This window comes from Streptomyces sp. NPDC041796 (assembly GCF_055590785.1).
On sequence record NZ_JBVJAH010000028.1, the window covers coordinates 1 to 16,685 of the forward strand.

A 16,685-nucleotide genomic window follows, 5' to 3' on the forward strand; every position below is an offset into this window, starting at 1 on the left:
AACACCCCGGTTGCGCTCGGGTGTTGCGCCCCCGCTCCGCGGGAGCGCTGGTGGGACGCTGCGCGTCCCACTCAACCCGAGCGCTGCGCGCTCGGGTTGACGCTCCGTTCGCTGCGCTCTCGGAGCTGGTGGGGCGGTGCCCCACCAGCCGGGCTTCCGCTTCGCTCCAGGCCGGCTGTGGCGGGTTCGCTGCGCTCCCCCGCCTGACGGTCCTTCGGCTGCGCCTTCAGGACCATTTGGGCCCGCTGGCGCGGGCCGGGCTGGCTACAGGGATGATGCTGTGGGGTTCAGGCGTTTGCGTGACGTGGGGTGACGGCTCGTCGGGGTGCCGCGTGATGGGCCGGCTGGTGTCCTGGGATGGCTTGGAGGCGGTGCAACCACAGGGAGGCGGTGGCAAGCAGGCCAGTGAAGACGACCAGGAGAAGAAGGGAGACCCACATCTGCCGGCCCCCGGAATGGGCCCAACCCGTCCAAGCCGCGGCAGCCGCCCACAGCAGGACACCTGCCGCATAGAAAGCGCGGACTCGGCGCAGCTGCCGTACGGCCCGCAGGGACATCAGGTGTTCACTCTTCGGTGCCATGCCCCCCGTGTACCCCCACCCGCACAGTCCACCGGGCGGGGCGTCCGAGCGTCCACGCTCTGACGCGGGTGCGGGGTCCTCCAGCTGCGCCCGGGGGCCACTGATCCGGGCTTTCCTGCTGCATCTGGGGGTGCTGACGCGGGTATTCCGGCTGTGTCTGGGGGGTGCCGGCCCGGACTCGGGCTGCGTCTGAGGGCCGCTGAGGCTGCGCCGGGCTGACCCGGGCTCTCCGGCTGCGTCTTCTGTTCCCCAAGGGCTGCTGACGCTCGCTGGGCCGAGCTGGTGGTGTGGGTGGATGCTGGTCGGGCGAGCGTTGCGGCGTGGATTCTGGCTTTGTCTGCATCAGGATGATGCAGCATGTAGCCTTGGCAGAAATACGTGACACCCTGCGGGTCATCTGGTCATCCCGTCCATGTCCTCCATCGCGTCTGAGGAGGGTCGCATTGTCCGGATTCGACAGCTTCCTCGATGGAATAGTTGCCGAAATATACGCAGTCCGCATACACCGGCCGCGTGGCGTACCAGCAGAGTGCAACCAGCGAGGCGAGTACTACGGCGGAGACCGGGTGCCTCCATGTGGAGGGCCCTGAGACGGGGTGAATCATGCCGGTGAGCATACGGCCGGGTGTGAAGTGCTCCTCCCCTGGGGGCTGTCCTGTGGAGGAGACCGTGGTCTGCCGTAGCAAGGCCGCCATGAGGCCCTCGGGCTCCAGTCCGCTGCGGGCTGGAGCCCGACGGCTGGTACACGACGCGATCGGCGCACCTGGGGTTTCGGGCGGGCTCCAGCCGGCCGTACCCGCTGGCCTGGAATTCCGCGACCGTATCGATAAAAGGGAAGGCAGGAAAATGTTCGGGGTCCAGCTCAGGGAACACCAGGTCGACCAGAAGACGAGTTTCCGTGAGTGGGCTGGATTTCCCGCAAGATCACCTGTCCCTGCGAAGGGGGTACGGGGCACTATCGTGTCCGCGACGGGATCGGGTAAGACGATCACCGCGGCCTCCTGCGCGCTCGAGTGCTTCCGAAACGGTCGGATCCTCGTGATGGTGCCGACCCTGGACCTGCTGGTGCAGACGGCCGAGGCGTGGCGTCTGGTGGGTCACCGGGCCCCGATGGTCGCGGTGTGCTCGCTCGAGAACGATCCCGTACTCGACGAGCTCGGGGTGCGCACCACCACCAACCCGATCCAGCTTGCCCTGTGGGCGGGTTCCGGGCCGGTGGTCGTGTTCGCCACCTACGCCTCCCTGGTGGACCGGGAGGACCCGGAGGACCCGACGGGTCGGCGGAAGGTTCGCGGGCCGCTGGAGGCCGCCCTGGCGGGCGGAGAGCGGCTCTACGGCCAGCGGATGGCGGGCTTCGACCTGGCGATCGTGGACGAGGCCCATGGAACTGCTGGTGATCTTGGTCGGCCGTGGGCGGCGATCCACGACAACCAGCGGATTCCGGCGGACTTCCGGCTGTACCTGACCGCGACCCCGCGCATCCTCGCCGCTCCCCGGCCGCGGAAGGGCGCGGAGGGCCAGGAGGCGGAGATCGCGACCATGGCCGACGACCCGGAGGGCACCTACGGCGCGTGGCTCGCGGAGCTCGGGCTCTCGGAGGCGATCGAGCGCGAGATCCTCGCGGGGTTCGAAATCGACGTGCTGGAGATCCGCGACCCCTTCCCCGTGATCGGGGAGTCGGAGGAGGCGCGGCGCGGCCGGCGCCTGGCGCTGCTGCAGACCGCGCTCCTGGAACACGCCGCCGCCTGGAACCTGCGTACCGTCATGACCTTCCACCAGAAGGTCGAGGAGGCCGCCGCGTTCGCGGAGAAGCTGCCGAGGACCGCTGCCACGCTGTACGTAAACGACGCCCCGCAGGAGGACCTGGCAGCCGCGGAGAGGCTGCCAGCGTCGTCGATCGACGCGGAGTTCTACGACCTGGAGGCCGGCCGCCACGTACCCCCTGGCCGGGTGTGGTCGGCATGGCTGTGCGGCGACCACCTCGTCACCGAACGGCGCGAGGTCCTGCGCCAGTTCGCAGGCGGGATCGACGCGGCCGGGCGCCGGGTGCACCGGGCGTTCCTGGCGAGCTGTCGTGTGCTCGGGGAAGGCGTCGACATCACCGGCGAACGGGGAGTCGAGGCCGTCTGCTTCGCCGACACCCGCGCCTCCCAGGTCGAGATCGTCCAGAACATCGGCCGCGCGCTCCGACCCAACCGCGACGGCTCCACCAAGGTGGCCAGGATCATCGTGCCGGTGTTCCTGGAGCCGAACGAGGACCCCACCGACATGGTCGCCTCCGCGAGCTTCAAGCCGCTCGTGGCCGTACTCCAAGGCCTGCGCTCGCACGATGAACGACTCGTGGAACAACTGGCCTCGCGGGCGCTGACGAGCGGCAAGCGCAAGATCCACCTCCGGCGTGACGAAGAAGGGCGGATCGTCGGCCCCGGCGGCGAAGGGGACGGAGAGCACCAGGAGGGTGGCACCGGCGCAGCTGCCGAGTCGGCCCTGCTCCACTTCTCCAGCCCGCGCGACCCGGCGACCATCGCGGCCTTCCTGCGCACCCGGGTCTACCGGCCCGAGTCCCTGGTGTGGCTGGAGGGCTACCAAGCCCTCATCCGGTGGCGCAGGGAGAACGAGATCACCGGCCTCTACGCCGTTCCGTATGACGTCGAGGTCGAGGTCGGGGCGACGAAGGCGTTTCCGCTCGGGCGATGGGTCCACCAACAGAGGAAGGCGCTGCGGGCCGGGGAGCTGGAGGAGCGGCGCAAGACGCTGCTGGACGCACCCGAGGCCGGGATGGTGTGGGAACCGGGCGAGGAAGCGTGGGAGAACAAGCTCGCCGCGCTCAGGTCCTACCGGCGGGCCATGGGGCACCTCGCGCCGCGGCAGGACGCCGTGTGGGGCGAGGGCGAAGCGATGGTGCCCATCGGACAGCACATGGCCAACCTCCGCCGGAAGGGCGGACTGGGTAAAGACCCGGAGCGAGCGGCGGAGCGCGCGCAGCAGCTGGCCGCGATCGACGAGGACTGGAACTGCCCCTGGCCGCTCAACTGGCAACGCCACTACCGCGTCCTCACCCACCTCGCCGAAGACGAACCCGGCGGTGTCCTGCCGGCCATCGAACCGGGGGTGCTGTTCGAGGGCGATGATCTGGGCAAGTGGCTCCAGCGGCAGAAGAACCCGGGCACCTGGGCGCAGCTGTCGACCGAGCAGCAGCAGCGGCTGTCGAAGCTGGGCGTCAAGCCCGACCAGACCCCGGCCCCCGCCCCGGCAGCCGCTCTTGCGGGGCCGAGCAAGGCCCAGGCGGCGTTCCGACGGGGACTTGCGGCCCTGGCGCAGTGGATCGAGCAGGAAGGCGCCCACCGGCCGGTCCCGCGCGGCGCAGTCGTCGAGGTCGAGGTCGACGGCGAAACCGAGCCGGTGCCTGTACGACTGGGCGTATGGATCTCCAACACCAAAACGAGGCGGGACCGGCTTACCCAGGAGCAACTCGACGCACTACGGAAGCTCGGCATCGACTGGGCGTGAAGCGTACCAAAAGCGTACGAAGGACGTACCTAACGCGTGCAGAACCCTCCAGGCGCAGCACCGCACGAGGCAGGGCCGGACCAGGAGCGCGGCCCGGTCAGCCCGAACCAGGCGGCGCGGTGGTCGCTGAGCCCGGCGGAGAGGCTGCACGGGCCCGGAGGGACCGCCAGGGGCCGCGGCGGCCGGTCGGGCAGTAGCGCGATACAACGGCCGCCGTCCAGGCGCGCTGAACCCGCTGAGATTGATCGGCGGCTAACTGGGTGCGTCTGGGAGGCGTACGGTCCGGGACATAAGGCGTACCGAACGCGCCCCTACCCCGGCGCGCACCCACCCCCCGACCGGAACCTGCTCCAGTGGCTAGAAGGGACACCTGGGGTGATCGCGGTGCCCGTGATGACTTTGGTGGCGGTGTCGATGAACCAGGTCACCCAAGGGCGCACCAGGTCGCCGTCGGCATCGACCAGCAGCGGTGCCTGGACGTGATCGGCCTCCCAGTCGTGATTGCGCCAGGAGGGCCGCCCGCTTGCCGAAGATGTCGTGTGCGCGTACCGCGTCCGGTCCCGCGGCGAGACCGGCCCCCCACGGTGAAGGCGGTGCATGATGCAGAACTCGCCTACGTCAGGCCAGCTCCCTTGCGGCGGTTACACGGCCCGCACAACAGCTGAAGATTCTCGACCTCACTGGAACCACCCATGGTTACCGGAATAACGTGGTCAAACTGCAACTCCGCTGTAGCGCCGCACACTCGACATCGTCCCTGATCACGTATCCATACAAGTTGCTTGACGTCGTCCGGTATGTGCCCGCGCTCGCGGACGCGAGGCTCTTCGCCCATGGCCACCATGGCTCGTGCTCGGTCAATGCGCTGCCGTTCCCGCTGGTGCCTAGTGAGCAGCAACGCGTGGACATCGTCGCCGTCCATGTAGTCGTTGTCCCAGTAGAACCTGTCCTGGAACCACCACAGCTGACGGTCGTCTATGACCCCCATGAGGATCGGTTCACGTCGTTGCTGCTGCTCTTCTTTGAGGTACTCCTCCTCGGTGACCATGGCGCCCGGGAATTCCTTGCGCCCGATGCGGAGCCACCCCCGGCCCATGGGAACAGGAACGGCTTCCTTGCGTCCCATGCGCAGCAACCACGCCAGGCCCGTAGGCTTCACGAATCTGATGGGCTCAAATCTGATGGATACGTTGTTGGCACGGCTCAACATGGTGGCTCCGACGCCTGGCGCAACGAGAGAGCGGCGTACTCTTCAAGCGTAATCGGGCCAAAATAGGACATCCACGTCCGGCGTGACGAGGACGGGCGGATCGTCGGGGCCAGCGGTGAGGGCGACGGCGAGGACCAGGAGGACGACGACACGCAGGCCGCTGCCGAAGCGGCCCTGCTCCACTTCTCCAGCCCACGCCTCACATGCGCAACGCAACGGGCTTGGCAGGAGCCACTCGGTCCACATTCCCGCGCGGGATCGGCCGGAAAGGTCCTGGCTAGTCGTCCACGGCCCCCGGGGCCAGGGCCGGGGCCGGGAACGCGAAGCGGGCCTCGGCGCCCGACCACCAGACGCCAACGGCGAAGACGGCAGTGGCCTCTAGCAGGGCAGCGCGATCGAGCCCGCCGCAGGGCAAAGGCGTGCAGTCCATGGAGGTGATGATCTCCGCCACCCGCGTGGCGGCGTCCGGCTGGTCGGTGCAGAACGGGACCGCCAGTGGGGACCCTTCGAAAGCTGGCCGGTCCAGGGTCCAGATGCTCTCGTGGCACAACCCGAACGCCTTCACCACATGGACGCCTGGGGCGGCGTCCGCGATGAGCCGGGCGACGGAGGTGGCGCCGCCCGTGGTCAGGGCCGGGCCGTCCTCGCCCGGCGCCATGGGAACGCTGCAGTCGATCACCGTCCGCCCGGCGAGCAGGGTGGCCAGCTCCTTGGCCAGCTGTGGCGCGGCGCCCGCTGGCACGGCGGCGAGTACCACATCCCCGTGAGCTGCGGCCTCGGCGAGGGTGCCGTGCTCGGAGGCTCCGGTGAACAGGGCGGTGCGGGAGGCCGCTTCGGTGTCCCGACCGCCCACCCGAACGTCATGGCCGGCGCGTACCCAGGCCGCGCCGAGGGCCGTGGCCATCGCCCCTGTACCAAGAATGCCAATGCGCATGTGTTTGCTCCTGTCGTCCGTGTCGCGAGACGTGCGAGGTGTGACGGAAAGGACGCTAGGCGTGCCGATGCACACCACATGGTGTGCATCGGGCCAGGCAGGATGATCGCATGAGCGACACGGCGGCAGAGGTAGCCGAACAAGGACTGGGCGATGACCTGGGCGGTGACGAATACGCCGCGGACTGCCAGGCGAGGGTGGCCTTCGAAGTCCTGTCGAACCGCTGGGACAGCGTGATCGTGTACGTCCTCGGCGAGAGCGGGCCCATGAGGCCGCACACGCTGATCACCCGCATCGGCGGGATCAGCCCCAAAGTCCTCAACGAGGCCCTGCGCCGCCTTGAGTACAACGGCCTGGTCGCACGCCAGGCGTACGCCGAGGCCCCACCACGCGTCGACTACTCACTCACCGAGGCGGGTTTCGCGCTGCTGGGCCCGATCCGTGCGATGGGCGCGTGGGCGGGACGCTACACCGAAGCCGTCCTGGCAGCCCAGGCCCGCTTCACACCCCGAGAAGATCGCCCGCACAGAAGCTAGCCAGGACGTTTCACTACCCCGGACCTGACCGACGATCCGCCGCCGCAGGCTTCCGTCGCGCGACACCGCAAAACTGGTGTTCGCCACTCCGAAGGGCACGTACGCGCCAATCTGCCGCCGGGACCCATCCGGCCTCGGGCCTCGCCGAGCCCTGTCGCACCTCGGTATGGCGCCGGTGGAACCAGCTGGCCAGCAGGCCGGTGAGCCGGGTCTCGTCGGAGGCCGGGTCGTGCATCAGCTCGGCGGCCAGTGGCCCGGGGGTGTGCGCGCGCAGGCCGCCGGGCTCGGCGGTGACGATTCCCAGGTGCCCTGCAGTGTCGTCGAGTTGGAGCCAGCGGTGCAGAGCCTCAAGACTGCCGTGGGTGACCTCCTTCAGCGTGGGTGAGGTCCGCGCCCCGGCGCGCGATTCCCGTCTCCCCCACCCGGCGCTCCTCCCTCTCCCAGATGCCCGTCTCGCTGCCCCTGGCCACCCACAGCAGGGCATACGTGTCGGCTCCCCGCACGGCCAGCCAGGCGGGGCAGTCGTCGGGAAGGGTCGTGTTCAGCTCGCTCATCAAGAGGGGGACCTTCTGCTCGGCGGTGGAGCGCCGCGCGGCCGGCGGACGGCGGCTGACGGCAAGGATGCCCCTGCCGGCGGGGTCCACCAGCCGGACAGCCGAAAACGCTCCGTCACGCGGGAGACAGAAGGGAGCCGTCCACCGTGGCATCCCGCCGAGCGGGGCACGCCCTGGGTAAAGCGGGAGTGCGCTGGAGTATCGGCTTGAGCTCCGTCCGGCCGACCGGTGCTGCCCACGGCAGCACATCGCTGTCGTGGGCGTGGGCCGCCGCCACCGGTTTGAGCGTGTTCAATACAGTGTCGGTGCGGGCCGGTACCGGCCTGCATTCGGGTGGTTGCCCGGGTGCCTTGGGGAGGGGTGGGGGTGGTCAGGCAGGTGTGGCGGTTGGCAGTTTTGGCGGTGGCAGCGGTGACGCTGACGGTGTCGTGCGGCTACGCGGCGGCAATCTACGCCACGGAGATCTCAGCAGATCAGGTAGCGGGGCGATGGGCCAGCGAGGCGGGCACATCACTGACGTTCCACGCTGATCACACCTTTACCAGCGAGCACTTCGACACGTTGCCCGTCGCCTCGGACTGCGACAACCTGCCGCCCGTCGCGCGCCCGGAGCTGACATCGGGCCGCTGGGCGTTTGACGACGGCACCGCTGGCGAAACCGCCGCACGCGGCGCCGTGCTGTCACTGACCGTCACCGGCAGCGAGTGCGCCGTGCACGCCTACGTGTTCGGCGACGCAGCCGACCCGGCCCTGTGCCCGACAGATGACCCGGACGACGGCTGCCGGTCGAAGGACTATCTGCAGCGCATCCCGGGCCGACCGTAGACGCTCAGTACGCCGCGCGTCCTGCTCGTGGGCGCCGGAGAGGCGGGCACGCGGCTGCCCGATCAGCCGCGCGCCGACCGGAGCGAACGTCGGTCCTTGTACTCCTGATGCTGCGCGCCGTACCCCCGCTCCGCAGCCGTCCTTGCCCGCACCGTCGTCCGGAGGATCTTGGCCGGGTCTACGACGCCTGGCGCGGGTACCGGACTTCCGCGAACGCCGGACCGCCGCCGTCCCGGGGGCGGTCCTGCGCGTGGCAAACGGGCGGCGTCTCTACGACCAGAACGCGTCGTACGCCTTCTGGTCGGACCACAGCCCCCAGGCTTCGGTGATCCGGCCCTCCCGGATGTGGAAGATGATCGTCTCGTTCATGTCCAGCTCTTTGCCCTCGCGTGACGCCGTGACGTGCAGCAGGGCAACCGTGTGCTCGTCGTTGGCGAGCACATCGTGGAGCTGGGGGCGGTAGGTGCCGCCTGTCAGCTCGAATTCCCGTTGGAACAAGGCGAAGGCGGCGTCGCGCCCCCGGTAGTCGCCGGCCAGCGGACCGTGGCCGCCGAGATGCCACACCACATCCGGGTGGAACACCTCCGCCAGCGCCTCCATATCGCCAGCCGAAAACGCCTCCAAAGCCCGGTGAAACACCCCGATACTCGGGTGATCGGCCATGGCAGCCTCCTTTGATCTCCCTACCAAACTAGGTCGGATCCGGCCGGCGGGACTCAGGCACACCGGCATCGCCAGCCCCGCCACCTGATCGGACCCCCGCCCCCAGAAGCCGACCGGTCGGTCATGTCCACTTCATGTCGGCGTCGTTGATGTGGACATGAGGCGGGGTGACCTGACGGATGCCGAGCGGGAGCGGCTGCGGCCGTTCCTGCCGGTCAGTAACAGGCGCTGTAGCCGGTGGCGAGACCCACCGGCAGGTGATCGACGGGATTCTGCACAGGGTGCGGACGGGCGTTCAGTGGCGTGTCCTGCTCGAACGGTTCGGCCCGTGGAAGACCGTCTATGAACGCCACCGGCTGTGGTCCGCCTCCACGATCTACAGGGCGGCCTGAGCGGGCGTGAGGTGCGTGGTGTCGATGACCTCGGCCTCCCCTTGCAGCCACGTGCGGGCCGCCTCGGCGTAGGGCTCGAGGTATGCGAGACGGAACGGGAAAGGACCAAGGTCCGTGTCCCCCTCGATACGCCCGCGGAGGGTGTCCTGGTCAGCATGCAGAACGAAGGGGGCGGGGATGGTGGCTCGGGTGTCCACTCACCATCGGCGGCGCGCTCCGCAGCAGTACGGCGACGAGCGCCACGGCGATGAGCGCGGCGACCTTACGCGTCGCCGACGAGCCCACACGCAGGGAACCCCTGCCCCCGCATGCCAAGGTCAACGCCTACCGGCACATCGTATGACGGCGCCAAAAGGACGCCCTTGTTGCACAGCTGGCAGCTCATGCCGGAGTGAGTACGCGTGCTCATGCCCCGGGATGGCCGGCGTCAGCATGATGCGTGCATACAAGCGAGATCTTTCCTGAAGTCCGTGCTGGTGGCCACTCTCGGCTGCCTTGTCCTCTCCGCCTGCGGCACTCAGAAGGCCGTCACCGATCACGCGACCTCCGCGGGCAACGCCGTGAAGGCGACGACCTCCCCGAAGGCTCCCCTGAGCGCGGAAGACCAGGAGGTGCGGTTCATCGAGTTGGTGGGCCAGGCGATCGACTCCTGTTCCCCGGGCGCCCCCAGCGACAAGGGCGGCGAGGGTGTGGCCGTGCCCGAGGGGCTGGTGGTCGAGGAGGAGCCCACCCGGACATACGGGCCGGGTGAGACCCCGCCGGCCGTTCCGGGCGACGCGGAGGAGGCCCCCGTTCTCCTTCCCTCGGACGTCCCCGAGCCGCCGAGCCCCGCCACTGGCTCCGCCAAGCCCAAGCAGCCGGTCGAGGTCCCGCTGCCCAGCAGCGAGAAGTGCTACGGCGACTGGCACGCGGACCGCGTCGTCGAGGCGTTCAAGAACAAGAAGGCGAACGGCTACGACGCGATGCGTACGAAGCTGACGGCCCTCGACTACCCGGCGGCGCGGGTGCACCGGATGCCGGACCACGGGGGCCAGCCCCGGGCTCGCGTCGATCTGCGCTTCATGGGCGGTCACGCCGCCCTGGAGGTCACCGGTACCAGTAGCGGGGTGATCGTGGAGGTGTTCGGGGCTCCGGAGACGGAGGACGTGAAACTCACCGACATGAAGCGCAAGCCGCGGCTGGACACCACCATGTGAGAAGAGGACTGATGGATCAACGACGGGAGGGGCGCGCTCGGGGGCGCGATGCGCGCGCATCTCGACAGGCACCTTCTCGATGTCTTCGAGCTGCACCGTGGTCATGGCGCGCAGGTCGTCGTCGTTATTGAGATGGCGGTTGTGGAAGAGCGTGGAGCCCGTCCACATCAGGTTGGCGCACACCCGTGGCGGAAATCCTGGACGATGCCGCCGACGAAAATGATCGCGAGCCGGGTGGAGGGGCTCGTCCCACAGGTAGCGGAAATACTCGAACGCCTCGCCGTTGAGCCACTGGGCCTCGTCGACGAGGAAGGTACGGGGGCGTTCGGCCAGGGCGGTCTTCAGCAGGCGGTCGAATTCGCTGGGGTGACGCGGTGGCTCCCCAGCCAGGTCGAGCGCGGTGAACAGCTCGTAGCGCACCGCTCGGGCGGTGGGACGGGCCCGGAAGGTGATCTTGCGGACGTCCTCGTGCGGTTCGAGTGCGTGCAGGCAGGTGTTGACGGCGAGGGTCTTGCCGAAGCCGGCACCGCCGTGGATGCACATCATGGCGCGGGCCGTGACGGTGTCAGAGATGTTTTCCCGGGCGGTGAGCAGAGCGCGGGTAGTGACCACGGACGCATCGGGCAGGTCGACGTACTGGTAGGTGGCCGCGGTCACGAGGCGTCTCCGTCTTCGTCGTCGGTGGTGGGACGTGCGGCCCGTCCGTCCGGGCTGTCCGGAGCTGTAGCGGTGGAGTCACGACTGGACGAGCACGGGGCGGGCCGGGCCAGCGTGATCAGCGCAGCCAGGGAAGCTGGGGTGCGCCAGTCGGCCGGGGGCGCGGCAAGCGGGACAACATCGGGCAGCGCGAGCTGCGACAGGCCGACGTCAGCACTCTGGGCGAGTTCGGCATCGGCCTGCGCACCGGTCAGCGCGCCGAGCCGCCGAGGGGGCTCGGCCCGGGTAGCGGCGGCGTAGCGCTCGCGCTGGGAAGCCTCCAGGTCCTTCCTCAGACGGCGGCTGCGGGTCGCCCGTGCCCGCCGTACGGCGCTGACCTGTTCCTCGGTGGCCTGGTCGGCCAGGTCCGCGGGGCCGAGGTAGCGGCCGGTGGTGGCGTGGTAGACCTCGATGCGGTGGTCGTGGTGGGGCATGAAGCGGATGCGCACCTGAATCCCGGCCTGGCCGGTCATCCAAGGCCCCACGTAGTCGCGTTTCCTGAAGCGGATACCGCGGGTGGTCAGCGTGCGGGTGCCGGCGTCCTCCAGGGTGAACGTCCACAAATCCGCAGCCGGCACGTCCCGCAGCGGGGTGGGATCGTCTTGCCACGCCTCAAGCGGGGTCCGACCCCGCAAGGGCGACGGTGCTCGGTGTTCCACCACAGCGTCCAGGCCAGCAGCCGAGCGGTGAAGTACTCGAAGCCGAGCAGCACCTCGTCCTTCGGGCGGGAAGCCCGCTTACCGGGGCGCGGCTGGCGGGCGTAGCCGGGCAGCGCGGCCAGGAACATGCTCTCCACAGCCCGGTTCAGGCCCTCCACAGTGCCCTTGAGGTGGGGGGTGTAGGCGGGCAGATCCTCCACCGTCACCTCCAGGAGATCGAACGCGGCCGTCACCGTCCGGGACAGAAAGTCCTTGCCGCGGTCCACCCGCACCTTCTCCGGCAAACCGCCGAACGGACCGTAAGGCTCTTCGCGCAGGACCGCGGAGCGCAGCGCGGCCAGCACCGACTCCCGCGACGGATGCACCGGCGTCACCGCGACGCCAGTGATCGCGTTGGTGGCACAGTCGGTGAACCAGGTGATCCACGGCCGGCGTGCCCTGCCCTCGACATCGACCAGCACCGGGGCCTGCATGTGGTCGGTCTCCCACACCTGATTCCGCCAGCCCCGCGGCCGGGCCAGGAACACATCATGCTTACGCGCCGCCCGCTTCCCACCCGCAAGCCCCGCCCGCTCCCCCGGCGACAGATCACGGCGGATCGCCCGATGCAGCGTCGGAATCGACGGAGGCGGATCCCCCTCGCCCCTGGCCGCGCGAGCGATCAGCTCACGATGAACCGCCGCGACGTTGCCCTTCCACAAGGCCAGCAGGCGGCGCACCTCCGGGGTGACGGAGAAGCGGTCTTTACTCTGGGCCCGCGCTCCGGGCTCCGCGGCCGCGGACTCGTCCCGCTCGGCAGCGGCAAGCCACCGCCACACCGTGCGCTCGGTCACTTCCAACGACTCCGCCATCAGCCGTACATGTCGGGTCGTCAGTTTCTGGTCCTGCCGCAGAGCGAGCAGCCGGCGCACGGCAGGGCCGCGCAGCGCCGACAGAGAGGAGGAAGGCAGACCTCCCCGCGCGGGCGGCCCGTCCATGTGGCCGCCAGCCTCTCCCGGTCCGGAGGTGCCGGTCACAGCGGCCCCATGAGCCGTGCGCAGGCCCGCTCCAGCATCCGGCGGTCCACTACCGCACGGCTCTTGCCGTAGATCTCGGCGGTCAGGTGCGAGGTCAGCTTCGCCCAGGTCCGGAAATTGCCGTGGCCCACATGCTCGTCCACCCACACGACATCGTCCTCGCTCACGTCCTCCCACAGCGGGTGGAAGGCCGTCATCGCCACTGCCACCTCGCCCGGGCGAAGACGCGGCACCAACTCCCAGGTCAGCACCCGAGAGGCCAGCGCGGGCACCCGGCGCAGCGCCCGCTCGCTGCCCGCACCCGCCAGCACGAGGGCCGTGTCCGTGTCCGGGTGGTCCCACAGCCCGCGCAGAAACTCCAGCGCCGGCCCCGGAAGGCGCTGTGCCTCGTCCAGCACCAGCACGCGCGGCTGCCTCAACGCGTTCACCAGCGTCAGGTCGGCCTCCCCCGCGCCGCGCGGCAGACGCCTGCCCAGCTCAAGAGCGTCCGCGAGTACCCGGCGCGGTTCAGGGACCGTCGGGTGCACACCGACATGGACCCGACGGACCCTGGCCGGGTGCGGCAGCTGGGACAGGGCGTACTGCAACGCGACCGTCTTCCCCTGGCCGGCGTCGCCGTACAGACACACCACCGCCGCGACCGCGGCCGCGTGCGCGACCGTCCGCAGCACCGACCGAACGGCAGGTGTGTGCACCACCTGGGCATCCGGGACCAGAACCGGGACCTGCGCCAGATGCTTCTGCTCCCGCAGAAACACCTGCCCACCGACGCCTTTCTCGGCCACCACGTTCAGGCCCAGCTCACTGAGGGGATCCGGCCGGCGCGGCCCGGCCACCTCAGGCTCCCGCCCGGTCAGTAAAGCCCCCCCCGCCCGCCGGTCCCTGCGGATCACCCGGCACAACGTCGACATCGACGGAACTGGCACCTCACCGCCGGCAGCCACCAGCCGACGCCTCAGCTCCGAGACATTCCCCCCGCCTCACCCAGCAGCTCCCACACCTCGTCCGACACCGCGTATCCCTGCCGGACTGGCGCCTCCGCCCGCCCGGTCGCCCCCGTCTGCTCCAGCCAGCGCCAGACCGTACGCTCCGAAACACCCACCGTCTCAGCGACCGCACGCACATGCCGCGTCGACAACTCCCCCGCCTGCTGCCGCTCCAGCAGACGACGCACCACCAATCCCCTGGGCAGCACAGCCCCACGGCCGATCCTTACCTCTTGGTCCACCCCACGATCACACCCGCGGGGCCCGCCTCAGCGCATATGAACTCACTCAGCGACCCCACCGACCAGTCTCTCGCCTCATGACAATGCCAGCCCTCCCATCAACACCCCACCGACCAGCACCAAAACACCAACCACGACACCAGCACCACCACCGACACCACACCGAGAGGCCGCACTCTCACTCCACTGTCACAAAACCGACAGATCGCACCGACCAGCTCGACGCACTACGAAAACTCGGCATAGAGTGGGTGTGAGGCGTACCAAACGCGTACGAAGTGCGTATGCAGAGCGAACCAAAACCACACCAACGGTTCGCCCGAAGCGGTTCGACCTCCGGGAAGGAACGGGAGCGAACCGCCAAGGCATAGTCCCGGTGGCCTACTCGTGGTCTGTGCAGAGGTGGGCACTCAGGGCCACACATGCCCACTCTTCCCAGGCGTCGGGGGACCAGCCACGGTCGCGGACAAAGATCAGGTATAGCTCCGGACTGAGCAGCCCGTACAGCAGGTCGGCGGCGCGGGCGGTATCGACGTCGGGGCGGGCGTCGGGCTTGGAGGTCAATGCCTTCGCTGCGGCGTGTTGGACGGTATAGCGCGGGTCAGGGCGGACGGGCCACTGCGCGGCGATCTCCGGGTCCGTGGCCGCCGCAGCCGCGATCAGCGGCATGATCGGGGCGACTCGGCCGAGGATGTCGCGTACGCCCCGCACGTGGATGCGCAGTTGCCCGGCCGCAGTGGGTTCGGCGCACGCCGCGCGGAACCAGTCTCGGTCCATCGTGGCGACCGGCTCGGCGTCGCCCGCGATCGACGTGTCGACGACGTCCTTGAACAGCGCGCGCTTGTTGCGGAACACGAAGTACACGGTCTGGACTGCCACGCCCGCGCGATCCGCAACCTCCTGAAGGCTTGTCGCACCGTACCCCTGCGCGACGAACAGCTCCCGCGCCGCCGCAACGATCTTCTCGCGGGTGCGCCGCGAGCGCTCAACCCTCTTGTCGGGGCGCTTGACGTTCTGTCCGTCGGATCCCTTGACCACATCCATACCGAGAGTCTATCTCTAGAGTCAGACATTAGAGATGGACTCTAATATCTTGGAGGGGTAACGATGAGTGAGACACGGACTGCTGCAGAGCTCGACCAAGAGGCTTCTGTGCGCAGCGTGTTGGAGGACTTCTACCGAGACGGTAAGCCGCCGTGGGACAGCGGTGTCACGCCGCCCGAGCTCGTGGCCCTGATAGAGGGGCCCGGCGCGTTGATGGCGGGCCGGGTGCTCGAACTCGGCTGTGGCACCGGGACCAACGCGGTGTACCTGGCCCAGCACGGCTGGCAGGTGACCGCCGTCGACCTGGTCGACCGCGCGGTCCGGCAGGCGAGGGAGAAGGCCGCCGCGGCCGGAGCGGACGTCACGGTGCTGTGCGCGGACGCCACCCGACTCGACGAGGTGGGCATGCCCGGGCCGTACGACCTGTTCTTCGACCTGAGCTGCTACTGCGGGATTCCACCGCACCGCCGCGACGCCTACACCGCCGGCGTCACCAAGCGCGCCGCCCCCGGTGCACGATTGCTGATGTTCGGCTACGGGCCCGGGGCGTTTGACGACTCGTGGTCCGGCGTCACTGCGGACGAACTCAACACCAGGTTCGCTGGGTGGCAGCTGGCCGACGTGACGCCGGGCACGAACCCGGTCCCGACTTTCTGGTTCACACTGCGCCGCGCCGCCGCATGAGTTGGGGCTGCAAAAGAAGCGGTGTAACTCCGATCATGTCGGATTGCACCTGTGACCAGCGGGAACATAGCAACACCGTCCGAGGCGGGGGCCGCGTCGGCGGGCATAGCTGACCGGTTCCCAAACGAGCTCGGGGCCGTGCCGTCTGTGGTCAGGCTGCGGCGATGCGGGTGAGGGCGGCTTGGAGCCGGCGGATTGCGGCTTTGCTGCCGTGTACTGCTGGAGCACCGGCGGGACGGCGCCGAGGGTGGGGCCGTCTTCGGCGGGCATGGCGCGCCAGTGCAGGATTGGCGTGAGGACGGTGACAGATGCCCCGAGGAACCAGGCCAGGCATCCGTGGACGTGGGCGATGGCAACAGCAGCGAATGCTTCCCCGCAAGTGTTCCAATCGGTCAACTCCTGGGAGGGCCTGCCGGGACTGCGGGGGGCCACCGACACCGTGCAGAGGCCCGGCCGCGCACGTCCCGGACCCGGCCTCGCCACCGTACGCGCCGCCCTCCTGGACATTCTGCCGCTGACCTCGGACGACACTGCCCGAAACCGCATCTGGGTCAGTTTCTGGGACCTCTCCCTCGCCGACGATGAACTGGCCAGGCAACAGGCCGACCGATACACCCGCCTCCGCTCGGCCATCAGCCCCCACTTCGAGGTCGCGCGCGACCTCGGCCAGCTGCCCGCAGACGCCGATCCGGAACAACTGTCGGCAGGCGCCGTCGCCTTCACACACGGCCTCGTCGTGCAGGCCCTCTTCGATCCCGGCCGATTCCCTGAAGACGCACAGATCACCATGCTCGACGACTTCCTCACTGCGATCGCACGGCCACGGGGGCAACAGCGACGGCAGCCGAGCCGCCCCGGATACCTCCGAACGGACCTGACGTGGGGCGGTCAGTTGCCGGATGTGTCTGTCCGGTTGGTGATCACCGAGCCTCCGCCCACTTGAATTCACTGGTCAGA

At 69.3% G+C, this 16,685-nt stretch carries 14 protein-coding genes and 4 pseudogenes; 7 read left to right on the top strand and 11 right to left on the bottom strand.

Going from position 1 to position 16,685, the window contains the following annotated elements; all coding sequences use genetic code 11:
* The first annotated feature begins 1,427 nt into the window (after positions 1–1,427).
* Positions 1,428–4,091 carry a helicase associated domain-containing protein gene (locus tag ACZ6C1_RS34770; RefSeq protein WP_469246824.1) on the top strand — a complete coding sequence of 888 codons (2,664 nt, stop codon included), beginning with the start codon at positions 1,428–1,430 and terminating at the stop codon, positions 4,089–4,091.
* A gap of 613 nt (positions 4,092–4,704) precedes the next feature.
* Here the strand turns inward: ACZ6C1_RS34770 and ACZ6C1_RS34775 are convergent.
* From ACZ6C1_RS34775 to ACZ6C1_RS34785, 3 genes are all read right to left on the bottom strand, one after another.
* Entirely contained in the window at positions 4,705–5,217 is a 513-nt protein-coding gene (locus tag ACZ6C1_RS34775; RefSeq protein WP_469246826.1) for an HNH endonuclease, read from the bottom strand.
* A 126-nt stretch (positions 5,218–5,343) separates the two neighbouring features.
* On the bottom strand, positions 5,344–5,484 hold the full coding sequence (locus ACZ6C1_RS34780) for a hypothetical protein (protein ID WP_469246828.1): 141 nt from the start codon (positions 5,482–5,484) through the stop codon (positions 5,344–5,346).
* 94 nt (positions 5,485–5,578) lie between these two features.
* Complete coding sequence (locus ACZ6C1_RS34785; RefSeq protein WP_469246830.1) at positions 5,579–6,313, bottom strand: NADPH-dependent F420 reductase; 735 nt, start codon at positions 6,311–6,313, stop codon at positions 5,579–5,581.
* A gap of 32 nt (positions 6,314–6,345) precedes the next feature.
* Between ACZ6C1_RS34785 and ACZ6C1_RS34790 the strand changes: the two genes are divergently transcribed.
* A complete protein-coding gene (locus ACZ6C1_RS34790) occupies positions 6,346–6,771 on the top strand; it encodes a winged helix-turn-helix transcriptional regulator (protein ID WP_469246832.1) in 426 nt (141 codons plus the stop codon).
* A 347-nt stretch (positions 6,772–7,118) separates the two neighbouring features.
* On the opposite strand, the gene ACZ6C1_RS34795 is transcribed toward ACZ6C1_RS34790, so the two are convergent.
* Positions 7,119–7,325 (bottom strand): hypothetical protein, encoded by a 207-nt coding sequence (locus ACZ6C1_RS34795; RefSeq protein WP_469246834.1) that lies wholly within the window; start codon positions 7,323–7,325, stop codon positions 7,119–7,121.
* Between the two features lie 411 nt (positions 7,326–7,736).
* Between ACZ6C1_RS34795 and ACZ6C1_RS34800 the strand changes: the two genes are divergently transcribed.
* Positions 7,737–8,150, top strand: a complete 414-nt coding sequence (locus ACZ6C1_RS34800) for a hypothetical protein (RefSeq protein WP_469246836.1) — start codon at positions 7,737–7,739, stop codon at positions 8,148–8,150.
* Positions 8,151–8,420: 270 nt separating this feature from the next.
* Here ACZ6C1_RS34800 and ACZ6C1_RS34805 read toward each other — a convergent pair whose 3' ends face one another.
* Complete coding sequence (locus tag ACZ6C1_RS34805) at positions 8,421–8,813, bottom strand: nuclear transport factor 2 family protein (RefSeq protein ID WP_469246838.1); 393 nt, start codon at positions 8,811–8,813, stop codon at positions 8,421–8,423.
* Between the two features lie 157 nt (positions 8,814–8,970).
* Here ACZ6C1_RS34805 and ACZ6C1_RS34810 point away from each other — a divergent pair.
* A pseudogene (locus tag ACZ6C1_RS34810) lies at positions 8,971–9,181 on the top strand (transposase); the annotation flags it as partial.
* 8 nt (positions 9,182–9,189) lie between these two features.
* Here the strand turns inward: ACZ6C1_RS34810 and ACZ6C1_RS34815 are convergent.
* Positions 9,190–9,372, bottom strand: a pseudogene (locus ACZ6C1_RS34815) (ATP-binding protein); the annotation flags it as partial.
* 303 nt (positions 9,373–9,675) lie between these two features.
* Between ACZ6C1_RS34815 and ACZ6C1_RS34820 the strand changes: the two are divergent.
* Positions 9,676–10,401 (top strand): hypothetical protein, encoded by a 726-nt coding sequence (locus tag ACZ6C1_RS34820; protein ID WP_469246899.1) that lies wholly within the window; start codon positions 9,676–9,678, stop codon positions 10,399–10,401.
* Positions 10,402–10,707: 306 nt separating this feature from the next.
* Here the strand turns inward: ACZ6C1_RS34820 and ACZ6C1_RS34825 are convergent.
* The 5 genes and pseudogenes from ACZ6C1_RS34825 to ACZ6C1_RS34845 form a co-directional block, all read right to left on the bottom strand.
* Positions 10,708–10,947: pseudogene (locus ACZ6C1_RS34825) on the bottom strand (AAA family ATPase); the annotation flags it as partial.
* 107 nt (positions 10,948–11,054) lie between these two features.
* Positions 11,055–12,667 (bottom strand): annotated as a pseudogene (locus tag ACZ6C1_RS34830) (transposase).
* A 101-nt stretch (positions 12,668–12,768) separates the two neighbouring features.
* Positions 12,769–13,608 (bottom strand): AAA family ATPase, encoded by an 840-nt coding sequence (locus ACZ6C1_RS34835; RefSeq protein ID WP_469246839.1) that lies wholly within the window; start codon positions 13,606–13,608, stop codon positions 12,769–12,771.
* Positions 13,609–13,727: 119 nt separating this feature from the next.
* Positions 13,728–13,946, bottom strand: a complete 219-nt coding sequence (locus ACZ6C1_RS34840; RefSeq protein ID WP_469246841.1) for a helix-turn-helix domain-containing protein — start codon at positions 13,944–13,946, stop codon at positions 13,728–13,730.
* A 435-nt stretch (positions 13,947–14,381) separates the two neighbouring features.
* On the bottom strand, positions 14,382–15,044 hold the full coding sequence (locus tag ACZ6C1_RS34845; RefSeq protein ID WP_469246843.1) for a TetR/AcrR family transcriptional regulator: 663 nt from the start codon (positions 15,042–15,044) through the stop codon (positions 14,382–14,384).
* 108 nt (positions 15,045–15,152) lie between these two features.
* Here ACZ6C1_RS34845 and ACZ6C1_RS34850 point away from each other — a divergent pair, with 108 nt between their 5' ends.
* Positions 15,153–15,728, top strand: coding sequence for a class I SAM-dependent methyltransferase (locus ACZ6C1_RS34850; RefSeq protein WP_469246845.1), 576 nt, complete (start codon positions 15,153–15,155; stop codon positions 15,726–15,728).
* Positions 15,729–16,077: 349 nt separating this feature from the next.
* On the top strand, positions 16,078–16,671 hold the full coding sequence (locus ACZ6C1_RS34855) for a TetR family transcriptional regulator C-terminal domain-containing protein (protein WP_469246847.1): 594 nt from the start codon (positions 16,078–16,080) through the stop codon (positions 16,669–16,671).
* The last annotated feature ends 14 nt before the right edge of the window (positions 16,672–16,685 follow it).

Bases quoted from the DNA above. Each gene is read 5' to 3' on its own strand.
- ACZ6C1_RS34790 (WP_469246832.1), top strand. From the start codon at position 6,346: ATGAGCGACACGGCGGCAGAGGTAGCCGAACAAGGACTGGGCGATGAC.
- ACZ6C1_RS34845 (WP_469246843.1), bottom strand. From the start codon at position 15,044: ATGGATGTGGTCAAGGGATCCGACGGACAGAACGTCAAGCGCCCCGAC.
- ACZ6C1_RS34855 (WP_469246847.1), top strand. From the start codon at position 16,078: ATGGCAACAGCAGCGAATGCTTCCCCGCAAGTGTTCCAATCGGTCAAC.
- ACZ6C1_RS34775 (WP_469246826.1), bottom strand. From the start codon at position 5,217: ATGGGACGCAAGGAAGCCGTTCCTGTTCCCATGGGCCGGGGGTGGCTC.
- ACZ6C1_RS34795 (WP_469246834.1), bottom strand. From the start codon at position 7,325: ATGAGCGAGCTGAACACGACCCTTCCCGACGACTGCCCCGCCTGGCTG.
- ACZ6C1_RS34770 (WP_469246824.1), top strand. From the start codon at position 1,428: ATGTTCGGGGTCCAGCTCAGGGAACACCAGGTCGACCAGAAGACGAGT.
- ACZ6C1_RS34805 (WP_469246838.1), bottom strand. From the start codon at position 8,813: ATGGCCGATCACCCGAGTATCGGGGTGTTTCACCGGGCTTTGGAGGCG.